The organism is Pseudomonas sp. YQ_5, assembly GCF_043103305.1.
Lineage (GTDB): Bacteria > Pseudomonadota > Gammaproteobacteria > Pseudomonadales > Pseudomonadaceae > Aquipseudomonas > Aquipseudomonas putida_Y.
The window spans coordinates 121640-142907 of sequence record NZ_JBICJS010000044.1 but is presented as its reverse complement, the minus strand read 5'-3'; the positions used below and the strand labels follow the sequence as shown (position 1 = coordinate 142907).

Here is a 21268-nt window from a genome sequence, read left to right as displayed (position 1 = left end):
TACGTTCGGCTGCTTGTATCTATTCCGTACCTGACAGTGACATCTCCTGCAACTTCGTCGAAGGAACGAGCGAGGAAAAGACGATGGCCCACTCTGCCCTGTCGGTGGCTGACACATGAGCCTGGCATTTATCGATTTTCTCACTTACGTGCTGTTCGGCCTGAAGCTCCTGGCGATCACCCTCGCCTCGCTGATGTTTCTGCTGGGCCTGGACGACCTGTTCATTGATCTGTGCTATTGGGGGCGCAAGCTGATCCGGCGTTTTCGCATCTACGACAAGTTCGAAAAGGCCGATGAGAAGCGCTTGTACGAAGTCCCGGAAAAACCTTTGGCCATCATGGTCCCTGCCTGGAACGAAGTCGGCGTGGTCGGTGAAATGGCCCGCCTGGCCGCTTCGACCATCGACTACGAGAACTACCAGATCTTTGTCGGCACCTACCCCAACGACCCGCAAACCCAGGCCGACGTGGACGCGGTGTGCCTGCACTACCCCAACGTGCACAAAGTGGTCTGCGCCCGCCCCGGTCCCACCAGCAAGGCCGACTGTCTGAACAACATCATCGACGCGCTGCTGCGCTTCCAGCAGGACGCCGGCATTGAGTTCGCCGGCTTCATCCTGCATGACGCCGAAGACGTGATCTCGCCCATGGAGCTGCGGCTGTTCAACTACCTGCTGCCGAACAAGGACATGATCCAGATCCCGGTGTATCCCTACGCACCGGAGTGGAAGGGCTTTACTGCCGGCCACTATGTCGACGAGTTTGCCGAAAACCACGGCAAGGACGTGATCGTGCGCGAAGCGCTGACCGGCCAGGTGCCCAGTGCCGGCGTCGGCACCTGCTTCAGCCGCCGCGCCATCAGCGCACTGCTCGAGGACGGTGACGGCATCGCCTTTGACGTACAGAGCCTGACCGAAGACTACGACATCGGCTTTCGCCTGAAGCAAAAGGGCATGAAGTGCATTTTCGCCCGCTATTCCATCACCGACCCAGCGCTGACACTGAAGCAGGAATGGCGCCCGGGCATGAGCCGCGAATTCTCCCAGGTGATCTGCGTGCGCGAGCACTTCCCACGTGACTGGCAGCATGCCATCCGACAGAAGTCGCGCTGGATCGTCGGCATCGTGTTCCAGGGCACCAGCAATCTCGGCTGGAGCCGAAAAGGTGCGCTCAACTACTTCCTCTGGCGTGACCGCCGCGGGCTGTTTGCCTACCTGCTGAGCTTCCTGGTCAACCTGTTACTGCTGGTGTTGCTGGCCATGTGGCTAGTCACGGTGCTTGCGCCGGAGTCCTGGCGCTTCATGTCGATCCTCAGCGACAGCTGGTTGCTGTCGAACCTGCTGTGGCTGAACGGCCTGTTGCTGCTCAACCGGCTATTCCAGCGCGCCTGGTTCGTCACCCGTTTCTATGGCATCGGCGAGGGCTTGCTGTCGGCGCCGCGGATGATGTGGAGCAACTTCGTCAACTTCTTTGCCAACCTGCGTGCCCTGCGCCAGGTAATGGAAATGGGAGATTCGCGGCGCGTGGCCTGGGACAAGACCACCCACGAGTTCCCCGCCATCGCCGCCCCGGCTCGCACACCACTGGGCCAGCGCCTGGTGGCCAAGGGCCTGATAACCGACGAACAGCTGCAGCAGGCGATCACCAGCCCGGTTCGTCGGCGACTGGGCCGCGAATTGCTACTGCGTGGCTGGCTGAACAGCGAGCAGTTGGTGGCTACCCTCGCCGAGCAACTGGATCTGCCCTGGGCACCGCTGAACCCCTTCAAACTCGACCCGCAACTGATCGCCAAACTGCCACGCAAGCTGGCCACCCATTATGGCGTACTGCCAGTGGACGAAGACGGCGACACGCTGATCCTGGCCAGTGAAAGCCCGGTCAGCCAGGTATCGCTGGGCGTGATCAGCCGCCAGCTGAAACGCCCGGTCAAGGCACGCCTGGCTCCCCAGGGCCGGGTAACGCTCGGCCTTCGCTACCACTACCCAAGCCGCTGGCAGCATCAAGAAACCCGAGACATGCTGGCCGTGCTTGAACGCCACCAGGACGACGAAGCGCTGCTGGAACGGGTCTGCCATCATCAAGTGATGCTAGGCGCGCTACTGCAGGTGCGCGGCATGGTCCCTGTCACCCTGTTCAACCAGGCGTTGATCGACTTCGACCCCGAACACCAAAGCCTCGGCGAGCACCTGATCGCCCGCGGCATCATCACCAGACAGGTGCTGGAGCAGGCCCTGATCGAACAGGCCAGTGAACAGCAAGTAGCGATTGATCTGACCCGGGAGGTGGCATGAAGCCGCGTTTTTCCCTCACCTTTACTGGCCTGCTGCTATGCTCCGCCGCCCTGCCCGTTGCCGCTTCGGCGCCGATGACCGACTTCCAGCGGTTCACCAGCTTTCCGTTCATGGACCGCAGTTATCGCGAGGCCAGGAAAGACAACTGGGCTGAAGTCGAGCGCCTGACCCGCCATGTGCTGGGCCGGGTGCCGAACAACGACGAAGCCCGCGCCCTGCTGGTCGAAGCGCTGGCCCACCAGCGCCGTTACAAGGAGGCCCAAGCGCTGGCCGAGCAGCTAGGCAACAGCCCCGAATACGCTGACGCCCTGCTGGAGCTGCGCCTGACCTGGATCGAGCAGGACCCGCCTCCGGCCAGCCAGGTGGAGCAATGGCTGGGCGCCAGCGACGGCAGCCACCGGATACACCTGTGGCAGGCCTACAGCCTGAGCCTGGCCAAGTTTGGAGGCGCTGCCAAAGCACTGGAATGGCTCAACCAGCTGCCGCCCGGGGAGGACGGCCAGGTACTGCGCCTGGCCCGGGCCAACTTTGCCGAACAGTTGCGCAACTGGAAAGAAACCATCGAGCAACTGCAGCCGCTGGCCGACACAGGCCAGTTACCTGCCGAAGACTGGCAACGCCTGGCCAATGCCTATATCCAGCAAGTCGACGAGAAGGGCCTGACTGCGCTGCTGGCCCACGCCCCCTCCGCCGCAGCGGCCAACCAGGCGCGGCTGGCCATGGCCAACCGCGCCATTGCCGTCGGCCACCATCAACAGGCCCAACGCTGGCTGCAGTCGCTACCGCCTGATCAGCTGCAGCACCCCGAACAGCGCCAACAACTCTGGCAACTGGCCCGCGAAGGCGACGATGCGGCGCTGGTACGGCGCCTGAGCAACGACCTGCAGCGCCCCTGCCTTGAAACGGTCGACTGGCTGTCACATCAAGACCCGGACCTGGCCCGGGACCAGTTCAAGGGCTGCTCCGCCAGTACCAACCCAAAGGCTTATGCCGTGCTCAGGCAGCGCCTGTATGGCGCCCCACCACCACCCCCGCAGCCGCGCACCGCCGCAGAATGGGAACAACGCTATCGGCAGACCGGCGACTTCGCCGCACTGGAGCAAACCACCTTCCTGTTGACCGAACAGGGCTACGGCGATCACGCACGGCAATTGCTGGAGCAGGCCTACGACCGCCACCAGGGCCGCCTCGACCCATCGCTGCTACAGCGTCTGGGCAACCTGTATGCCCGCAGTGACGGCCCACTGGACAGCCGCCGCATGCTCGGCCTGATACCCCGGGTAAACGCCAACACCCGCGCCCAGTTGCTCGGACGGCTGGCCGAGGCCGGCCAGTGCGATGCCGTGCGCCAGGCAGTGCCGGCCAGCCCGAGCGAACCGGGCCAGTACCGCGCCCTGGGCCGTTGCGCCATGCCCGACCAGCCGGGTGAGGCGGTGGTCTACTACCAGGCTGCCGAGCGCCTGGGCGGTCCTGGCAATCGTCTGCCGCTAGCCTACGCACTCGAAGCGGCCGGCGACTCCGAAACCGCCCGGCCCATCTGGCGCAGCCTGCCAGACAGCGCCTTTACCGATAATGCCCGCCTCACCGCCGCACGCGGCGCGCTGAATGCAGGCGACGCTGATGCAGCGCGCCGCTACTGGGACGCTGCCGCGCACCAAAGCGCCGACGACTGGGCGTTGGGCGCCGCCATCGCCCAGCGCCAAGGTGACCCGCAGACCGCGCTGGGCTTCCAGCGCCAGGCCCTGGCGCACAACCCGCGCGCCGATCACTACTACGCCGCATCCGGCACTGCGCAACTGGCCGGTAACAGTGCGCAGAGCACCGCCTGGCTAGCCGAAGCCGTGCGCCTGGCTCCCGACCAGCCGCGCTATCGCGCCGACTACGGCATGCGCCTGGCTGGCTCGACGGACAAGGCTCAGCGCATGCAATCGACCCCCTACCTTGAGCGCGCCACTCGCGACTTCCCCGAGGACTACCGCCTTGGCGAAACACTTGCCTTGCGCTACGACGAACATGCAGACAGCGCTGCGGCACGCCGCGAACTGCGCCGCATCCTCGACGTAGAGCAGAACCTGGTCGACGGTGATGACGAATACGGCAGCCTGGAGGCCCGCAAGTACCGCCAGCGCCGCGCCCACGAGAGCCTGTCGCGTCGCGACACCATTACCCTGGCCAGCACCTGGTCGCCGGCCGGCACCTCGACCAACGACAAATTTCTCGACAACGGCCAGCGCAGCGGCAGCTCGCGCCGGGCGCAATCGCAGAACGTGCAGTTGGCCATGTGGGACCATGCTCTGGGCGAGGAGCCCAGCCGCAATGGCAGCACCCTGTCAGTGTATGGCCGGGTACTGTTCGGTGGCCAAAGCCGCACCGACTATGCCCAGAGCATGGGTACCGGTGTCGGCCTGCGCTACAAACCGCTCGGCCAGGCCAACCTCAACCTGTATGCCGAGCTTTACCACCAGCGGCAGATCGACGAAACCCACTACCGCGGCCTCAGCCTTGGCCAGTTGCTGAGCCCGGCCAAGGTCGGCGGCAACTGGGGCGATTTGCGCCACCACGCCGAATCGAGCAATGACCTGCTGCTACGCGCCACCGCCTCGTTCCTCGACCAGGGAGGCTGGCGCAACGACTGGCGCATCGATGAGGACGACTGGAACGAACGGTTCCTCTACCTTGATGCTGCCTGGTGGACCCGTGCCGGCGATCATGCCTGGCTGTCGCGCTACCAGCAGGGCCACGCCTGGAAGCTGCCGGGCAGCTCGCCGCAAACCCTCATGCCCTACGGCTTTGTCGAGTTCTCCAGCCAGGACCCCAACAACGACTGGCGCCAGGACGCCCGCGCCGGGGTTGGCGTGCGCTGGCAATGGTGGTTCGACGACGACCGCTACAACGCCTACCGCGGCTCGCTGAAAGTGCGTGCCGAGTACCAGCAATCGTTGGGCGGTAACCTTTACGAGCGCGCCAACGGCGTGCTGGTCGGTGCGGAGATGACCTTCTGATGCGTGCGCTCATCGCCTTCTGCCTGCTGGCCCTGTGCCTACCGGCCACAGCTGACCAGCGCCTGTTCTACCAACCCCTGAACCGCGATGCCAGCGTCACGCCTGCCCAGTGGCAGCACCTGTGGCAAGCCACCGCGGCCCAAGGTGGCAAAACCCTGATCGTGCAATGGAGTGCCTATGGCGACAGCGATTTCGGCGGAGCCAAAGGTTGGCTGGCCAACAGCCTGCGCACGGCGCGTGCCGAAGGCCTGCAGTTGGTGCTGGGGCTGTACATGGACCCGGCCTACTACCAGCGCCTCGACGAGCTGGATGGCGAAGGCCTGAACAGCTACTGGAAAGCGCAGCTGGGGCGCTCGCTCAGCCAGTACCAGCAACTGCGCCAGGCCTGGCAGTTGCCAGTGGATGGCTGGTACCTGCCCATGGAACTGGACGACCAGCATCTACGCGAGGCCGAACGGCGTGATGCGCTGTACAGCCAGCTACAGGCCTTCAACCGCCAGTTGGACAAACCGTTGCATATCAGCGCCTTCAGCGCAGGCAAGCTGTCGCCGCGGGTCAATGCCGTCTGGCTGGATCAACTGGCCGGCTTGGGCTTGACTGTGTGGTGGCAGGATGGCGCCGGCACCGGGCGTTTGCCGGTGTTGGTACGTCAGGGCTATGAGCAGGCCCTACCGTGCCGGGTGGGAGTGGTGCGCGAGGCGTTCCGCCAGGTGAGCGCACCGGATCAGGCGTTTCGGGCGGAGCCTGCCGAGCCCAGGCTGGGTAGCGGGTGCCATGCCGAGGCTGTGTTTGCCTTGCGCTACCGGCCCTGGGCCCAAGGTGTCTTGCCACAGCAATGAGTCGCCAGGGCCGGCCTCTTCGCGGGTGAACCCACAGGCCCCCAAACCGTACGGTCCCTGTAACAGCGGGTTTGCCCGCGAAAGGTCCAGGCCTGAAAAAGTAGTAGCCTCAGGAGCCCCCGATGCTCAAGACCATCGAAGCACACGTACGCCAGCAGGTCGCGCCTGCGGCGCTGCGCGCCGAGTTCCGCCAGCACGAATTCGAGTCCATGCGCTCGTTCTGCCTGCTGGTGTTCTGCATCAGCGTCCTGATCTGGCTGGTCTTCGACCTGATCGTCAGCTTCCTCGGCGGCCAAGGCTTCACCTGGCTGTCCTTTCTGTTCATCACCCTGCTCGGCGGCCTGATCGTGGTGCTGCGTTTCACCCGCCGCAGCCATCACTTCGACGTGCTCAACCTACTGTTCATTACCGTCATCACCATGGGCATGCGCCTGGTGATCGAAGGCATCCCGATAGCCCTGCGCCCGGTGTGGTTGGTGCTTGGGGTATCCACCGTGCTGTATGCCATGTCGGTGCTGCCGGTGCGGCGTTGGTCATTCTTCTGCGCCATGGTCATCACCTGGGTGGTGCTTTGTCCGTTCTACCACACCCGCATAGCGCCCGACGGGCTCGAAGGCGCCATGCTGATCAGCTATGCCGTGTTTCTAAGCGGCCTGGTCAGCTACAGCTACCTGCAGATCCGCAAAACCAAGCTGCACAATTTCTACCTGTCCAAGGTGTTGCTGGAGCAAGCCTACGTCGATGCCCTGACCAACATTCCCAACCGCCGCTCGTTCATGGCCCAGGCCGACCGCCAACTGCGGATGGCGACGTCCGGGCAGTTCCTGGCGATGATCGATATCGACAATTTCAAGCGGGTCAATGACCGCTTCGGCCATGACGTGGGCGATGAAGTGCTCAAGCGCGTGGCCCTGCATATCAAGGCGAGCATGGCCGATCAAGCGTTTGCCCGGCTGGGGGGGGAAGAGTTTGCGATCTTCTTTGAAGGGCTGGATCAGCAAGGAGCCGAGCAGCGAGTGGCAGCGCTGTGCCAGCGCGTGCGCGAGGACGTTGGCGAGCACCCGGTCACCATCAGCATTGGTCTGGCCAGGGTTGACCGGGGAGAGAGCCTGACTACAGCACTGGTCCGCGCCGACCAGGCGCTATATGAAGCCAAACACACCGGCAAGGATCGCTTTGTATTGTGGTCCAGCCAACTGGCAGAGCAGGATTAGCAGGCCCGGTCCCTGCGCGGTTGCAGCCAACCTATCATCCGGCGGGCAAACGAATCCTGAACTGCGCCCCACCCAGCGCCGACTGCGCCAGAGTCAAGGTGCCACCCTGCCCCTCGATCGCCCGCCGGCTGATTGCCAACCCAAGGCCAAAACCACCGGTGTTGCGATCGCGGCTGCGGTCCAGGCGATAGAACGGCTGGAACACCCGCTCGCGCTCCTCCACAGGCACGCCAATCCCGTCATCCTCCACCGTCAGCAGGCAGGCGCCGTCGGCTTCCAGGCGCAAGCGCAGCAACAGGCTTTCATCGCAATAGCGCATGGCATTGCGCACCAGGTTCTGCACCGCACGCGCCGTCAGCCGCGGGTCCAGTACAAAGCGCGGCAACTCACCCTCGGCCCGCACTTCCCACTGGATACCCCGGCCATCGAGTTCCTCGGCGAAGCCGCCAAGCACACTGTCGACCAGCTCCAGCAGCGATACCTCCACCCGCTCCCGCGCCTGGTCGGCGTTGTACAACCGGCTGTAGGACAGCAGTTCCAGCACCAGCTCATCCAGCTCGCGCACATGCCCGACCAGCTCCAGCAGGCGCTTGCGGCTGGCTGGCGGCACTTCGTCGAACAGCAGCACCAGGCCGAAATCCAGCCGGGTCAGTGGCGTGCGCAACTCGTGCGATACCGCATTGAGCAGCTCACGCTGCTGGTTAACGTGGCGTTCAAGGTCACTGGCCATGGTGTCGAATACCCCGGCCAGTTCACCAATGTTGGAGTGAGGCGAAATGTGCGTGCGCTCGGCCATCTGCCCTTGGCCCAGGCGCCGAGCGGTCTCTTTGAGGCGCTCCAGATCACGCCAGTGCGGCCAAACCCACAGCAGCAGGCAGCCTAACATGGCTGCACCGATCAATACGGTTACGCCCCACGACAGCACGTTGATGTCCAGCGGGTCTGGCGGGGAATGCAGGCTTACCAGCCACTCCCCGTCCAGCGGCGCCAGCACCGTTTCGTAATAGCCCCACTCAGCAATACGCACTGCGTGCAGACCATGCTCCAGTCGCGCCTGCTCTTCATCGCTCAAACCGGCCTGGTCCATGCGCAGCAGCTGCAATTGCAGCGGCGCGAAATCACTGGCCAGCTCTTGCTCCACCGCTGGCCACTGCTCACGCGGGGCCTGGCGGAACTGGCGCACGATCAACGCTTGTACACCCTTGGCCTGGTCCAGGTTGTAGGCCATGAACCGGTCGCGGAACAGGCCGACGATGGTGTCAGGGATGAACAGCAACGCGCCAGCGTAGGCGACGATGATCACCAGGTACAGCCGCACCAGGATCTTGAGCATGGCCGGTCAGCACTCCCACTCGACACGGCTGAACAGGTAGCCCTTGCCCCACACGGTCTTGATCTTGCGCGCTTCGCCGGCGTTGTCGTCGAACTTGCGCCGCAGTTTGGAAATGGCCACATCAACGGAGCGATCGGTGCCATTGAACTCTATGCCACGCAACTGTTGCAGGATACGGTCGCGGTTCATCACCTCACCGGCATTGCGCGCCAGCACCACCAGCAGGTTGTACTCGCCGCTGGACAGCTCCACCTCTTCGCCGCGCCAGCTCACCGTACGCTCAGCCAGGTCGATGCGCAGGCCACCGATCAGGATCAGGTCGTTTTCCAGGCGCGGCTCGTGGACACTGCTGCGGCGCAGCAACGTGCGCACGCGGGCCAGCAGCACGCGTGGCTCACAGGGTTTGGTCACGTAGTCGTCGGCCCCCATTTCCAGGCCAAGCACCTGGTCATGGCTGTCGTCGCGGGCCGTCAGCATAAGAATTGGCAGGGTCTGCGACTCCTGGCGCAGCAGCCTGCACAGCTGCAGGCCATCGATGCCCGGCAGCATCAGGTCAAGGATGACCAGGTCAGGCCTTTGCCGACGGTACTCGTCCAGCACATGATCGCCCCGGGCGATCACCTGGACATGGAAGTCGTTGCGTTGCAGGTAGCTGGCGATCAGCTCGGACAGGGCGCTGTCGTCTTCGACCAGGAAAATGTTCGGCATAGGTGCTTGGGAGTCTGGGTTGAAATAAGCCTGTGCAGAATATAGAACCCGACCACTCGACAGGATCATTCTTCACACTTTTTCACACTCGCCCTACAGGTATTAACAGCCGCCCAGGCAGCGTCTGCCTTAGCATATACACGGTCATCATCGGAAGATCCGCATGCCTACTACCCTCTCCCCGTGCCTGCGCCCGTTGGCGCTCATGGCATTGCTGAGCCTGTCCCTGGCCGGTTGCAGCGACAGCGCCGAACCAGACGAACAGGCTCCCACTGCGCAGGTGCGCGTGGAAACCCTGCAACTGCAGCCACTGGCCATCAGCAGTGAACTCAGCGGCCGTATCCTCGCGCCACGCACCGCCGAAGTGCGTGCGCGGGTCGCAGGTGTGGTGCTCAAGCGGGTGTACCGCGAAGGCAGCGACGTCAAGCAGGGTGATGTACTGTTCCTGATCGACCCGGCGCCGTTCAAGGCCGACCACGACAGCGCCCGCGCCACGCTGGCCAAGGCCGAGGCCACCCGGTACCAGGCGCGCCTGCAAGAACAGCGCTACCGCGAACTGGTCGACGACAAAGCCGTCAGCCGCCAGGAGTACGACAACGCCAAGGCCAGTTTCTTGCAGGCCGATGCCGAAGTGGCCGAAGCCAGGGCGGCGCTGGAGCGCGCCCGGTTGAACCTCGGCTATGCCACCGTGACCGCGCCGATTTCCGGCCGTATCGGCCGCGCCCAGGTCACCGAAGGCGCGCTGGTCGGGCAAAACGAAACCACCCCGCTGGCGACCATCCAGCAGCTGGACCCGATCCATGCCGATGTCACCCAGTCTACCCGTGAGCTCAACGCGCTGCGCCGCGCCCTGCGCGCTGGCGAATTGCAACAGGTGGGCGACGGCCAGGCACGCGCCACGCTGATCCAGGATGACGGCAGCGCCTACCCGCTGCCGGGCAAGCTGCTTTTCTCCGACATCAGCGTCGACCCCAGCACCAACCAGATCACCCTGCGCAGCGAGTTCCCCAACCCGGACCTCGACCTGCTGCCTGGCAGCTACGTGCGGGTACGCCTGGAGCAAGCGGTGCAACCCAAGGGCCTGAGCGTGCCGCAACGCGCCATCCTGCGCGACAGCGCCGGTGTGCCCAAGGTGCTGGTGGTAGACCCGCAAGCCCGGGTCAGCGACCGCCAGGTTGTACTGGGCAGCGCCCAAGGCGACCGCTGGATCGTCAGCGAGGGCCTGGCGGCCGGCGAGCGGGTGGTGGTCGAGGGCCTGCAGCACGTCAAGGCCGGTGACCAGGTGCAGGTCGACAATACGCCCGCTGCCCCACCCATCGCACAGCATACCGGCCAGTGAGGGCCTGATTCATGCCGCAATTCTTCATCGATCGCCCGGTATTCGCCTGGGTGGTCGCACTGTTCATCCTGCTGGCCGGCGCGCTGGCCATCCCGCAGCTGCCGGTGGCCCAATACCCCAACGTGGCTCCGCCGCAGGTGGAAATCTACGCCGTGTACCCAGGCGCCTCGGCAGCGACCATGGACGAAAGCGTGGTCAGCCTGATCGAGCAGGAGCTCAATGGCGCCGACAACCTGCTGTACTTCGAGTCGCAGAGCAGCCTGGGCAGCGCCACCATCACCGCCACCTTCGCCCCGGGCACCCACCCGGACCTGGCTCAGGTCGATGTGCAGAACCGTCTGAAAGTGGTCGAGTCGCGCCTGCCACGCCCAGTCACCCAGCAGGGCCTGCAGGTCGAGAAAGTGTCCACCGGCTTCCTGCTGTTGGCGACCCTCACCTCCGAAGACGGCAAGCTCGATGAAACCGCGCTGTCGGACATCCTTGCACGTAACGTGATGGACGAAATCCGCCGCCTCAAGGGCGTCGGCAAGGCCCAGTTGTATGGCTCCGAACGGGCCATGCGCATCTGGATCGACCCGCGCAAGCTGATCGGGTTCAACCTCACGCCCAACGATGTGGCCGAAGCCATCGCCGCGCAGAACGCCCAGGTCGCCCCTGGCAGCATCGGCGATCTGCCCAGCCGCAGCACCCAGGAAATCACCGCCAACGTGGTGGTCAAAGGCCAGTTGAGCAGCCCCGAAGAGTTTGCTGCCATTGTCCTGCGCGCCAACCCGAACGGCTCCACGGTCACCATCGGGGATGTCGCCCGGGTTGAAATCGGTGCCCAGGAATACCAGTACGGCACGCGCCTGAACGGCAAACCGGCCACCGCCTTCAGCGTGCAGTTGTCGCCCGGCGCCAACGCCATGGAAACCGCCACCCTGGTGCGGGCGAAGATGCAGGACCTGGCGCGCTACTTCCCGGAAGGCGTCAAGTACGACATCCCCTACGACACCTCGCCGTTCGTCAAGGTATCGATCGAGCAGGTCATCAACACCCTGTTCGAGGCCATGCTGCTGGTGTTCGCAGTCATGTTCCTGTTCCTGCAGAACCTGCGCTACACGCTGATCCCGACCCTGGTCGTGCCGGTAGCATTGATGGGCACCTTCGCCGTGATGCTGGCCTTGGGCTTCTCGGTCAATGTGCTGACACTGTTCGGCATGGTGCTGGCCATCGGCATTCTGGTCGACGATGCCATCGTGGTGGTAGAGAACGTCGAGCGCATCATGGCCGAAGAAGGCTTGCCCCCCAAGCAAGCCACGCGCAAGGCCATGGGCCAGATCAGCGGTGCAATCGTCGGCATCACGCTGGTGCTGGTGGCGGTATTCCTGCCCATGGCCTTCATGCAAGGCTCGGTGGGGGTGATCTACCAGCAGTTCTCGCTGTCGATGGCAGTGTCGATCCTGTTCTCGGCGTTTCTCGCCCTCAGCCTGACCCCGGCATTGTGCGCCACCCTGCTCAAACCCGTGGCCAAGGGCGAGCACCATGAACGCAAAGGCTTCTTCGGCTGGTTCAATCGCCGCTTCGAAAGCATGAGCAACGGCTACCAGCGCTGGGTGGTGCAGGCGCTCAAGCGCAGCGGCCGCTACCTGTTGGTGTACACGGTGCTGCTGGCGGTGCTGGGCTACGGTTTCAGCCAGCTGCCTACGGCGTTCCTGCCCACTGAAGACCAGGGCTACACCATCACCGACATTCAACTGCCGCCGGGCGCCAGCCGCATGCGCACCGAACAGGTAGCCGCGCAGATCGAGGCGCATAACACCGAAGAACCGGGCGTGGGCAACACCACCTTGATCCTGGGCTTCAGCTTCTCCGGTAGCGGGCAGAACGCGGCGCTGGCCTTCACCACCCTCAAGGACTGGTCCGAGCGCAGCGCCGACGACAGCGCGCAGTCGATCGCCGACCGCGCGACCATGGCCTTCACCCAGCTCAAGGACGCGATAGCCTACTCGGTACTGCCGCCGCCCATCGACGGCCTCGGTGAGTCGACCGGCTTCGAATTTCGCCTTCAGGACCGTGGCGGCATGGGCCACGCCGAGCTGATGGCTGCCCGTGACCAGTTGCTCGAAAGCGCCAGCAAAAGCAAGGTGCTGACCAACGTGCGCGAAGCCTCGCTGGCGGAAAGCCCGCAGGTACAACTGGAAATCGACCGCCGCCAGGCTAACGCACTGGGGGTGTCGTTTGCCGATATCGGCACGGTGCTGGACGTGGCCGTGGGCTCCAGCTACGTCAACGATTTCCCCAACCAGGGCCGTATGCAGCGGGTGGTGGTGCAAGCCGAAGGTGACCAGCGCAGCCAGGTCGAAGACTTGCTGAACATTCACGTGCGCAACGACAGCGGCAAGATGGTGCCACTGGGCGCGTTCGTTCAGGCCCGGTGGGTCAGCGGCCCGGTGCAGCTGACCCGCTACAACGGTTACCCGGCGGTGTCGATCTCAGGCGAGCCAGCCGCCGGCTACAGCTCGGGCGAGGCCATGGCCGAAGTCGAGCGGCTGGTGGCGCAGCTACCGGCCGGTACCGGCCTGGAATGGACCGGCCTGTCACTGCAGGAGCGGCTGTCCGGTAGCCAGGCCCCCCTGCTGATGGCGCTGTCGCTGCTGGTGGTGTTCCTGTGCCTGGCTGCACTGTACGAAAGCTGGTCGATTCCGACTGCGGTGCTGCTGGTCGTTCCGCTCGGTGTGCTGGGTGCGGTGCTGGCAGTGACCTTGCGCGGCATGCCCAACGACGTGTTCTTCAAGGTTGGCCTGATTACCCTGATCGGCCTGTCGGCGAAGAACGCCATCCTGATCATCGAGTTCGCCAAGCATCTGGTTGACCAGGGCGTGGACGCCGCCGACGCCGCCGTGCAAGCGGCCCGCCTGCGCCTGCGGCCGATCGTGATGACTTCGCTGGCGTTCATCCTCGGCGTGGTGCCGCTGGCCATCGCCAGCGGCGCAAGCTCTGCCAGCCAGCAGGCGATCGGCACCGGGGTGATCGGCGGCATGCTCAGCGCCACCCTGGCGGTGGTGTTCGTGCCGGTGTTCTTCGTGGTGGTGATGCGCCTGTCCGGGCGACGCCAGGCGCATGACAGCGACGGGCAACCCGTGCCCCGCGAAAGCTGACTGGACAAGCCCCGCGTGAAATGGGAGGGTTCCCGGCAATGACTGCCCGGAACCCTTTTTCATGCCTGACGCACTCCCCCCCTGCTCCATCCTCATTCTCGCCGGTGGCCGCGGCCAGCGCATGGGCGGCCGTGACAAGGGCCTGGTGGACTGGCAAGGCGAGCCGTTGATTGCACATGTTCATCGAGTGGTGCGGCCACTGAGCGACGACCTGGTGATTTCCTGCAATCGTAACCAGGCGGCTTACCGGCCATACGCCGACCGGTTGGTGGGCGATGCAGAAGCCGACTTCCCCGGGCCGCTGGCGGGGGTGATTGCCGGGCTCAGGGTGGCGCGTCATGGGTGGGTGGTGGTGCTGGCCTGCGATGCGCCGCTGGTTGATCGCGAATTGATCGAGGGCCTGCTGCGGCTGGCAGTGACCGGTAACAGCGCGGCAATGGTGCGTCAGGGTGGTTTCTGGCAGCCGATGTTCAGCGTACTGCCCAAGCGGGTGTTGCCGGTGTTGGAGCAGGCCTGGGCAGCAGGTGAGCGAAGTTTGCAGAAGGCCCTGCTGCGCGAGGCGGTGCAAGGGCTGGAGTGCGCCGAGAGTGATCGCCGGCTAAGCAACTTCAACAGCCCGGAACGGCTGCAAGACTGAGGGCATGACACCGCACCCACAGGTAATACACAACACTTCAGGACTGTGGTGATCTTGTGGGAGCGGGCATGCCCGCGAAGAAACCACTGCGGTGGATGGCACCGGCTCTGCCGGTGTTCGCGGGTAAACCCGCTCCTACGACGGCCTGTGTCCAACCACCGATGTGTGTCCGCCACCGATCAGGTGTAGGAGCGGGTTTACCCGCGAATACGGTGGCGGCGGCAACAGTGAATGGCCAGGGATACGGGCTAGCAGGGCTGGCCCTTTCGCGGGTAAACCCGCTCCTACAGGCTACCGCGCACAAGGCTGTTGCTTTCACCTTGCGCGCGTAAGAAGGTCATCTGGAAGACAGCTCTTCGACACTGATCTCGCGCATCCGGAATTTCTGCACCTTGCCCGTAACCGTCATCGGGAACGCGTCGACAAAACGGAAATACCGGGGCACCTTGAAGTGTGCAATCCTTGCCCTCGCCCACTCACGCAATGCTTCTTCACTGGCAGTATGCCCCGGGTGCAGCCGCACCCAGGCCACGATCTCTTCACCGTACTTGCTGCACGGCACGCCAATCACCTGCACATCGGCCACCGCCGGGTGGGTGAAGAAGAACTCCTCCAGCTCGCGCGGGTAAATGTTCTCGCCGCCGCGAATGATCATGTCCTTGCTGCGCCCGACAATACACACATAGCCCTGCTCGTCCATCACCGCCAGGTCGCCGGTGTGCATCCAGCCGTCTACGTCGATGCTCTCGGCGGTGGCTTTGGGGTTGTTCCAGTAACCCAGCATCACGCTGTAGCCGCGGGTGCACAGTTCGCCAATCTCGCCACGCGGGACAGTGTTGCCTTCGGCGTCCACCACCTTGCTCTCCAGCCGGGGCTGGGTGCGACCGACGCTGGTCACGCGACGCTCCAGGTCGTCAGCGGCACCGGTCTGCAAAGACACCGGGCTGGTCTCGGTCATACCATAGGCAATCTGCACTTCGGCCATGTGCATCTCGCCAATCACCCGGCGCATCACCTCGATCGGGCAGGTCGCGCCGGCCATGATCCCGGTGCGCAGGCTCGACAGGTCGAATTCACCACGCTGCGGATGGTCCAGCTCGGCAATGAACATGGTCGGCACGCCATACAGCGCAGTGGCTTTTTCCTGCGCCACTGCCCGCAACGTGGCTAGCGGGTCGAAGGCATCGCTGGGGTAAATCAATGCGCTGCCGTGGGTCATGCAGCCGAGGTTGGCCATGACCATGCCGAAGCAGTGATACAGCGGCACCGGCACCACCAGCCGATCGTGCTCGGTAAGGCCCAGGCTTTCACCGACCATGTACCCGTTGTTGAGGATATTGCTGTGGCTAAGGGTGGCTCCCTTGGGGAAACCGGTGGTGCCTGAGGTGTACTGGATGTTGATCGGGTCGTCGCAACGCAGTTGTGCCTGGCGTGCGGCCAGGGCCTCGCTGCTGACGACCTCGGCAAGGGCCTGCAATGCGTGCCAGGCCATAAACCCTGGCGGTGGGGACAGCGCCAGGCTGACCACGCCACGCAGCTCGGGGAAGCGCTCACAGATCAGCGCGCCCGGTTGGCTGCTGGCCAGGCCCGGGAGCAGGCCCTGCAGCATGGCGTGGTAATCGGAGGTCTTGAAGGCGTCGGCACAGATCACCCAGCGGCAGCCGGACTGGCCAAGGGCATAGTCCAGTTCGCTGGAGCGATAGGCCGGGTTGATGTTGACCAGGATCGCGCCAACCTTGGCGCTGGCGAACTGGGTAATGCACCACTCGGCGCAGTTGGGTGCCCAGATGCCAAGACGGTCACCGGGCTGCACGCCCAAGGCCAGCAGCGCGCGGGCGTGCTGGTCGACGGCGTCGCCCAGTTGCCGCCACGTGTAGCGCAGGGCCTGATGGTGCACCACCAGCGCCTCACGGTCGGGGAAGCGGGCCACGGTGGCGTCGAAGGCGTCGCCGATGCATTGGGTCAGCAGGGGCTTGTCCTGGTTGCCCTGGGTGTAGCTTGGCTGGGGCATGGGCGTTCTCTTGTTGTTCTTGTGTTTTCTGTGCTGGCTTCTTCGCGGGTGAACCCGCTCCTACAAAAAGCTGCACCGGCCTCAAATGTGGCGCCGTCCTTTGTAGGTTTACCCGCGAAGAAGCACACACCGTTTTAGCGAACGAACACCTGCGGCGTCGTGGTAGACATGTCACCACCCGGCAACTTGATGTTCTTCACCTTTTCCAGCGTATCCGGGTTGAAAACCGCCAGGTCATTGAAGGTGCCACCCAGGTAAAGCTTGTCGCCCTTCTTGTCGAACGTCACGCAGTAGTAGGTGTGCTCCAGATTAGCCGCCTTGATCAGCTTGCGCTGTTTGATGTCGTACTTGGCCAGGCGGTTGAGCACGCCGTAGATCTGGTTCGGGTCCTTGGGCGAGCGCAGGCCGGTGAAGTACAGCTCGGTCAGGTCGGCGAACTCCTGGGTGTGGGTCTTGCCGGTCTTCAGGTCGATGCTCAGGTAGCCATACAGCGGTTCGGCGGTGGCCGGGTCCTGCTTGTCATCCTTGAACCTGGCAATGGTGTACAGCATGGTGAACTCATGGCGCGGGCTCTGATGCGGCCAGAAGTACAGCACATCCGGGGCGCTGTAACCTTTGCGGTTCCAGTTGCGCAACGGCAGGGCCACCGTGTATTTGCCGGTCTTCACGTCCATCTTGTAAATATCCGGCCCGGCAACGTACAGGCTGCCATCGTCGGAGGCGCGCATCAGATACACCTGGCGCGGCATCGGGAAGGTGCGTACGGGCTTGGCCTGAAGGCCATCAGCGGTGCTGAACACCTCCAGCCGCGGTGGTTTGACCACGTAATGGTCGTTCAGCATCTGGGTCGGGTTGACCGTGGCGTACACCTCTTTGCCATCGGGGCTGATGGCGAACGAGTATATCGACCGGCCAACTTCACCGGCTACGCTGGACAGGTTGGCGTGGAAGGTGTTCTTGCAGGTGTCCAGGTCAATGCCGTAGATGTCGCCGTAATGGTTGTTGAGCACGTAGGCGGTGCGGTTGTCCGGCGCCATCATTGCGGTGCCAGGGCCGAACTTGTCGGGCATCCGGCAGCTTTTGAAGACCGTGTCACTGGCCACATCGACCACATGCAGGTTGTTCGGGTAGTTGGTCACGATCATGTATTCGTGGCCAGCCTTCAGTGCCGGGCCAGTGTCGTCGGCCTGTGCCAGCCCGGCGCAAGCCATGGCGGCGATGGTGAGCGCCAATGGCGCGCAGCGTCCAGCTTTCATGCGGTTTCCCCTTGTCATTCTTGTTGGGCCGTCACTTGTCTTTCGGGAACACGGTGCCGAGGTTGCGCCAGTCCTCTGCCGAGTTGGTCGCCTGGGCGTTCCAGTCCTGGTAGGTGCTCATCATGTCCGGCACCTGGGCCGGCCACCAGCAAGGGTCCGAACAACCATAAAGGTCGGCCTCCATCGGCTGGCACAGCGAGCTCACGCCGCCAAAGGCGTCCACCTCCCAGCCCGGGTCGGTAGTGGCCGTGCAGCCTGCCACCGCGCTCATTGCCATCACTTCTTCGACACGGTCTTCGGCGGCGGCCTGCTCCAGGATGCGCGCCTTGTTGTTCAGGGGCTTCAAGTGCTTCATGTCAATGCGCCTTCCGCGGGGTGATGTAGCGATCGATGAAGGCCGGGTTGACGGCCATGATGCGGCTGTAGACTTCAATGCCGAAGTCCACCCAGTCGCGCATCAGTTCGCAGTAGTGGTAAGTCGGGTGCTGCGGGTCGCCGTAGCGCGCATAGCTTTCGTGGTAGCAGCCGCCGGAGCACAGGTTGCGAATACGGCAGCTTTCACAGCCGGTGTTGCTGCGGTCCAGGCGCTGCGACAGGAAGTCGTTGAGCTGCACCTGCTTCACGCCCTGGTGCACGTTACCGAAGGTGGGCAGGCTGGAGCCGGTGAAGCGGTGGCACAGGTTCAGCTCACCTTCGTGGTCCACCGCCAGCATCTTCAACCCGGCGCCACACGGCAGGGCCTTCTTGTGGCCTTCGTGGATGTCGGTGATCAACTGGTGCAGGTTGGAGAAGCCGATGTTGCGGTGCTCCAGTGCCGCCTCCAGGTAGCGCCGGCCGAGTGCCTTCATGTTGGCGAAGACCTGCACCAGCTCTTCGCCAGTGAGGTTGAAGTCGGCCATGTCGCCGGAGGTAACCGGGGCAAAGCCAACCTCGGCAAAACCCATTTCGTTGAACAGGTGGTTCCAGATGGTTTCAACGTCGGTAATGCCACGGGTCAGCGTAACCCGCGCGCCCACCGGGCGGCTGGTATAGCGCGACAGCAGCAGGTCGGCCTTGCGCCGCACTACGTCATAGGTGCCCTGCCCGCCCACGGTGATACGGTTGCGGTCGTGCACGGTCTTGGGGCCATCGATGCTGATCGACAGGCCGAAGCGGTGGGCGTTGAGCCAATCGATGATTTCTTCGGTCAGCAAGGTAGCGTTGGTGGTCATGATGAACTCCACCTGCTTGCCCGCTTCGGCGAAACGCCGCTCGCAGTAAGCCACCATGTGCTCGATCAACGGCCGGTTGGACAGCGGTTCACCACCGAAGAACACCACGCTGTAGCGCTGCTCGTTGGGTGATTCCTTGAGCAGCATCTCCACCGAGGCTTCGGCGGTGGCGGTGCTCATCTTTTTGCCGGCGGAAGGCTTGTCCAGGTCTTCCTTGTAGCAATAGGTGCAGCTGAGGTTGCAGCCGGTGTTGACGTTGAGCACCACGGTGTTCAGCGCGGTGCGCTCGACCTGCCTGAGGGCGATTTCCGGGGTCAGCGGCGAGCCGTCACTGACCAGCTCCAGCGCGATCAGCTCGCGCAGGGTGTCCTGGATATCGTCTCCGGCAAACTGCTGGCCAAGGCGCTGCATCAGCTCCTCGGCCGAGCAGCCTTGCTTGCGCAAGGTGTCGATGATGCCGCCGGTCACCGCATCAGCGGTGAACAGCGAACTGCTGGGGATGTGGAACAGCATGCGGTCGGCATCAACCTGTACTTCGTGCAGGTTGCGTTCGACCAGGTTCAGTAGTACGCCCATGGCGACCTCCCGATAATCGATCCGTTGGAAAACCGTTGCAGCCTGCCGTTATGGCAGCGGCGGGTTGTTCCAGCGCTGTACGGTGACGATCATGTGCCCTTCGCCGGTCTGGCCACCGTCGGCCAGCGTGGCGATGACCTTGAGGTTACCGGCGTTGTTGGTCATCATCTTGCGCTCCGGGTTGGGCCCGGCACCGCCTGGCACGAACACGCCATCGGCCTGCATCTGCCCGGCGAACTTGACGTCTTCATCCTCGACAGCACGCTCGTTGAACGGCTCGACCTTCCAACTGGCCGGCAGGTAGCCGATACGCAGCGGCTGGCCATCGGCATCCTTGCCCCAGGCTTCGGCCTCGAAACGCCCCTGCACTTTCGGCACGGAGGCGCCGTTCTCGCCAATGCGCGCGATGGAGAACGCCGGCACGACCTTCACTTCGTCGACTTTGTCGTAAACCGCCAGGTTCACGCCCTTGAGCGCACCTACCGCCACCTCGCGCAGGCCTGGCCTGGCATCGGCCGCGGCGCGGGCCTTGACCCTTACCAGGGTCGGGGTCTGCTCCAGCACTTCGGTCACTTCCACCCCGGCGCCCAGGTCCGGCTTGCCAGACAGGCCGCTGCCAACCAGGGTAATTTCGCTTTCGCCGCCGGCCTTGATGAACGCCGGTTGCACCGCCAGCAACTGCGCCTTGCCTTCCTTCACGGCGCTGAAGTCCAGGCCGCGCTCATCGTGATCGGCTTCGAACATACGGCCTTTCATTTCGCCATCCAGCGCAGCGAACACCTGGCGCAGGTTGGTATCGCCAACCTTCACATTGCCGCGCCATTCATAACCGTTGTACAGGATGGCCGAGCCGCTGCCGTTGAACGGTGTACCGTCGGCGTAAGCGCCCTTGACCTCGACCTTGAAGGTATCGCCCTCTCCGGCCGTGACGCTCATCACCCCACGTACATCGCCCTTGGCCAGCATATGGCCGCTGAATGCCCACTGCCCCGGCAGTACGTCCGCCTTGGGTTTGGCCTTCTGCCATTCGGCCCAGGCCGTGCTTTCCATCGGGTAACGCTTGGCAAGGTCCGGCACCACTTGCTGCAGGGCGATCGGCAGCCAGTCGCGGTCACGCGCCTGGGCCTGGTATTCAAGGGACGGCCATTGGCCAAGGTGGAAGTTGACCAAGTGTTCCCACTCCTTGGCCGGACGCCGTTGCAAGGCAACACGAGCACCCGAGTGGCAACGGCCACAGGTCTCGCTGAGCTGGGTGTCGAAGTGCTCGACGGTATTGAGCCGGCGCTCCATGGCGTAACGCACGCCATCGGTTTCGCTAGGCGCCAGGCCCTGCTTGTCGGCCAGGTATTTGACCAGCGTGCGACGGTCGTCGTCGCTGATCTGGAGGCCATGCATCACCTGCATGCGGGCGATGCTCATCAGCCAGCCTTCCGGCGTCTTGCGCTGGTGGCTGATGCGGCTATAGGTGTCGTTGCCTTCGGGGATATGGCACCCCATGCACTTGTTCTGCAACAGGCTCGGGCCCTGCTCGGCCGCCATGGCCTGGGTGCTCAGCAGCGCGGCGGCGACCAGCGCCAGTTTGCCCGCATGCCGCCGGAGTCGAGTCGTCTTCAAGGTCAGACCTCCACGGTTGTTGTTCTTATCGTTTTCGCACGCTTTGGTACAGCAGGTGTGCATGTGACGGTTGTGATACAGGAACTGTGCCAGTTGCG

The 21268-nt window shown here is 63.9% G+C and carries 14 protein-coding genes; 7 read left to right on the top strand and 7 right to left on the bottom strand.

Features of this window, described 5'->3' with window-relative positions; all coding sequences use genetic code 11:
• Window positions 1-115: 115 nt before the first annotated feature.
• From nrfB to ACF8EA_RS08860, 4 genes are all read left to right on the top strand, one after another.
• Window positions 116-2290 carry a cyclic di-3',5'-guanylate-activated glycosyltransferase NrfB gene (nrfB, locus tag ACF8EA_RS08875; RefSeq protein ID WP_274147631.1) on the top strand — a complete coding sequence of 725 codons (2175 nt, stop codon included), beginning with the start codon at window positions 116-118 and terminating at the stop codon, window positions 2288-2290.
• The gene (locus ACF8EA_RS08870; protein WP_392521642.1) at window positions 2287-5292 is read left to right on the top strand and encodes a phage receptor; all 3006 of its coding nucleotides are present in this window, start codon (window positions 2287-2289) and stop codon (window positions 5290-5292) included. The genes nrfB and ACF8EA_RS08870 overlap by 4 nt, the downstream gene beginning before the upstream one ends.
• Window positions 5292-6131, top strand: a complete 840-nt coding sequence (locus ACF8EA_RS08865) for a DUF4434 family protein (RefSeq protein ID WP_103469727.1) — start codon at window positions 5292-5294, stop codon at window positions 6129-6131. Before ACF8EA_RS08870 ends, ACF8EA_RS08865 begins: the two co-directional genes overlap by 1 nt.
• Window positions 6132-6253: 122 nt before the next feature.
• Entirely contained in the window at window positions 6254-7345 is a 1092-nt protein-coding gene (locus tag ACF8EA_RS08860) for a diguanylate cyclase (RefSeq protein WP_103469728.1), read from the top strand.
• Between the two features lie 34 nt (window positions 7346-7379).
• Here ACF8EA_RS08860 and ACF8EA_RS08855 read toward each other — a convergent pair whose 3' ends face one another.
• Entirely contained in the window at window positions 7380-8678 is a 1299-nt protein-coding gene (locus ACF8EA_RS08855; protein ID WP_392521639.1) for an ATP-binding protein, read from the bottom strand.
• Window positions 8679-8684: 6 nt separating this feature from the next.
• A complete protein-coding gene (locus ACF8EA_RS08850) occupies window positions 8685-9386 on the bottom strand; it encodes a response regulator transcription factor (protein ID WP_021782954.1) in 702 nt (233 codons plus the stop codon).
• Between the two features lie 163 nt (window positions 9387-9549).
• Here ACF8EA_RS08850 and ACF8EA_RS08845 point away from each other — a divergent pair, with 163 nt between their 5' ends.
• The 3 genes from ACF8EA_RS08845 to mobA all read left to right on the top strand — a co-directional run bounded on the left by ACF8EA_RS08845 (window position 9550) and on the right by mobA (window position 14502).
• Window positions 9550-10725, top strand: coding sequence for an efflux RND transporter periplasmic adaptor subunit (locus ACF8EA_RS08845; RefSeq protein WP_028697189.1), 1176 nt, complete (start codon window positions 9550-9552; stop codon window positions 10723-10725).
• 11 nt (window positions 10726-10736) lie between these two features.
• Window positions 10737-13865 carry a multidrug efflux RND transporter permease subunit gene (locus ACF8EA_RS08840; protein ID WP_392521637.1) on the top strand — a complete coding sequence of 1043 codons (3129 nt, stop codon included), beginning with the start codon at window positions 10737-10739 and terminating at the stop codon, window positions 13863-13865.
• A gap of 61 nt (window positions 13866-13926) precedes the next feature.
• On the top strand, window positions 13927-14502 hold the full coding sequence (gene mobA, locus ACF8EA_RS08835) for a molybdenum cofactor guanylyltransferase MobA (protein WP_392521636.1): 576 nt from the start codon (window positions 13927-13929) through the stop codon (window positions 14500-14502).
• Between the two features lie 337 nt (window positions 14503-14839).
• On the opposite strand, the gene ACF8EA_RS08830 is transcribed toward mobA, so the two are convergent.
• The 5 genes from ACF8EA_RS08830 to peaA all read right to left on the bottom strand — a co-directional run bounded on the left by ACF8EA_RS08830 (window position 14840) and on the right by peaA (window position 21170).
• On the bottom strand, window positions 14840-16513 hold the full coding sequence (locus ACF8EA_RS08830; RefSeq protein WP_392521634.1) for a fatty acid CoA ligase family protein: 1674 nt from the start codon (window positions 16511-16513) through the stop codon (window positions 14840-14842).
• Between the two features lie 134 nt (window positions 16514-16647).
• Window positions 16648-17769, bottom strand: coding sequence for a quinohemoprotein amine dehydrogenase subunit beta (peaD, locus tag ACF8EA_RS08825; RefSeq protein WP_103469733.1), 1122 nt, complete (start codon window positions 17767-17769; stop codon window positions 16648-16650).
• Between the two features lie 31 nt (window positions 17770-17800).
• Window positions 17801-18124 carry a quinohemoprotein amine dehydrogenase subunit gamma gene (gene qhpC, locus ACF8EA_RS08820; protein ID WP_014590799.1) on the bottom strand — a complete coding sequence of 108 codons (324 nt, stop codon included), beginning with the start codon at window positions 18122-18124 and terminating at the stop codon, window positions 17801-17803.
• Window position 18125: 1 nt separating this feature from the next.
• Window positions 18126-19556: a quinohemoprotein amine dehydrogenase maturation protein gene (peaB, locus tag ACF8EA_RS08815; RefSeq protein ID WP_392521633.1), complete on the bottom strand. Its 1431-nt coding sequence runs from the start codon at window positions 19554-19556 to the stop codon at window positions 18126-18128.
• Between the two features lie 48 nt (window positions 19557-19604).
• A complete protein-coding gene (peaA, locus tag ACF8EA_RS08810; RefSeq protein ID WP_031322210.1) occupies window positions 19605-21170 on the bottom strand; it encodes a quinohemoprotein amine dehydrogenase subunit alpha in 1566 nt (521 codons plus the stop codon).
• Window positions 21171-21268: the final 98 nt, after the last annotated feature.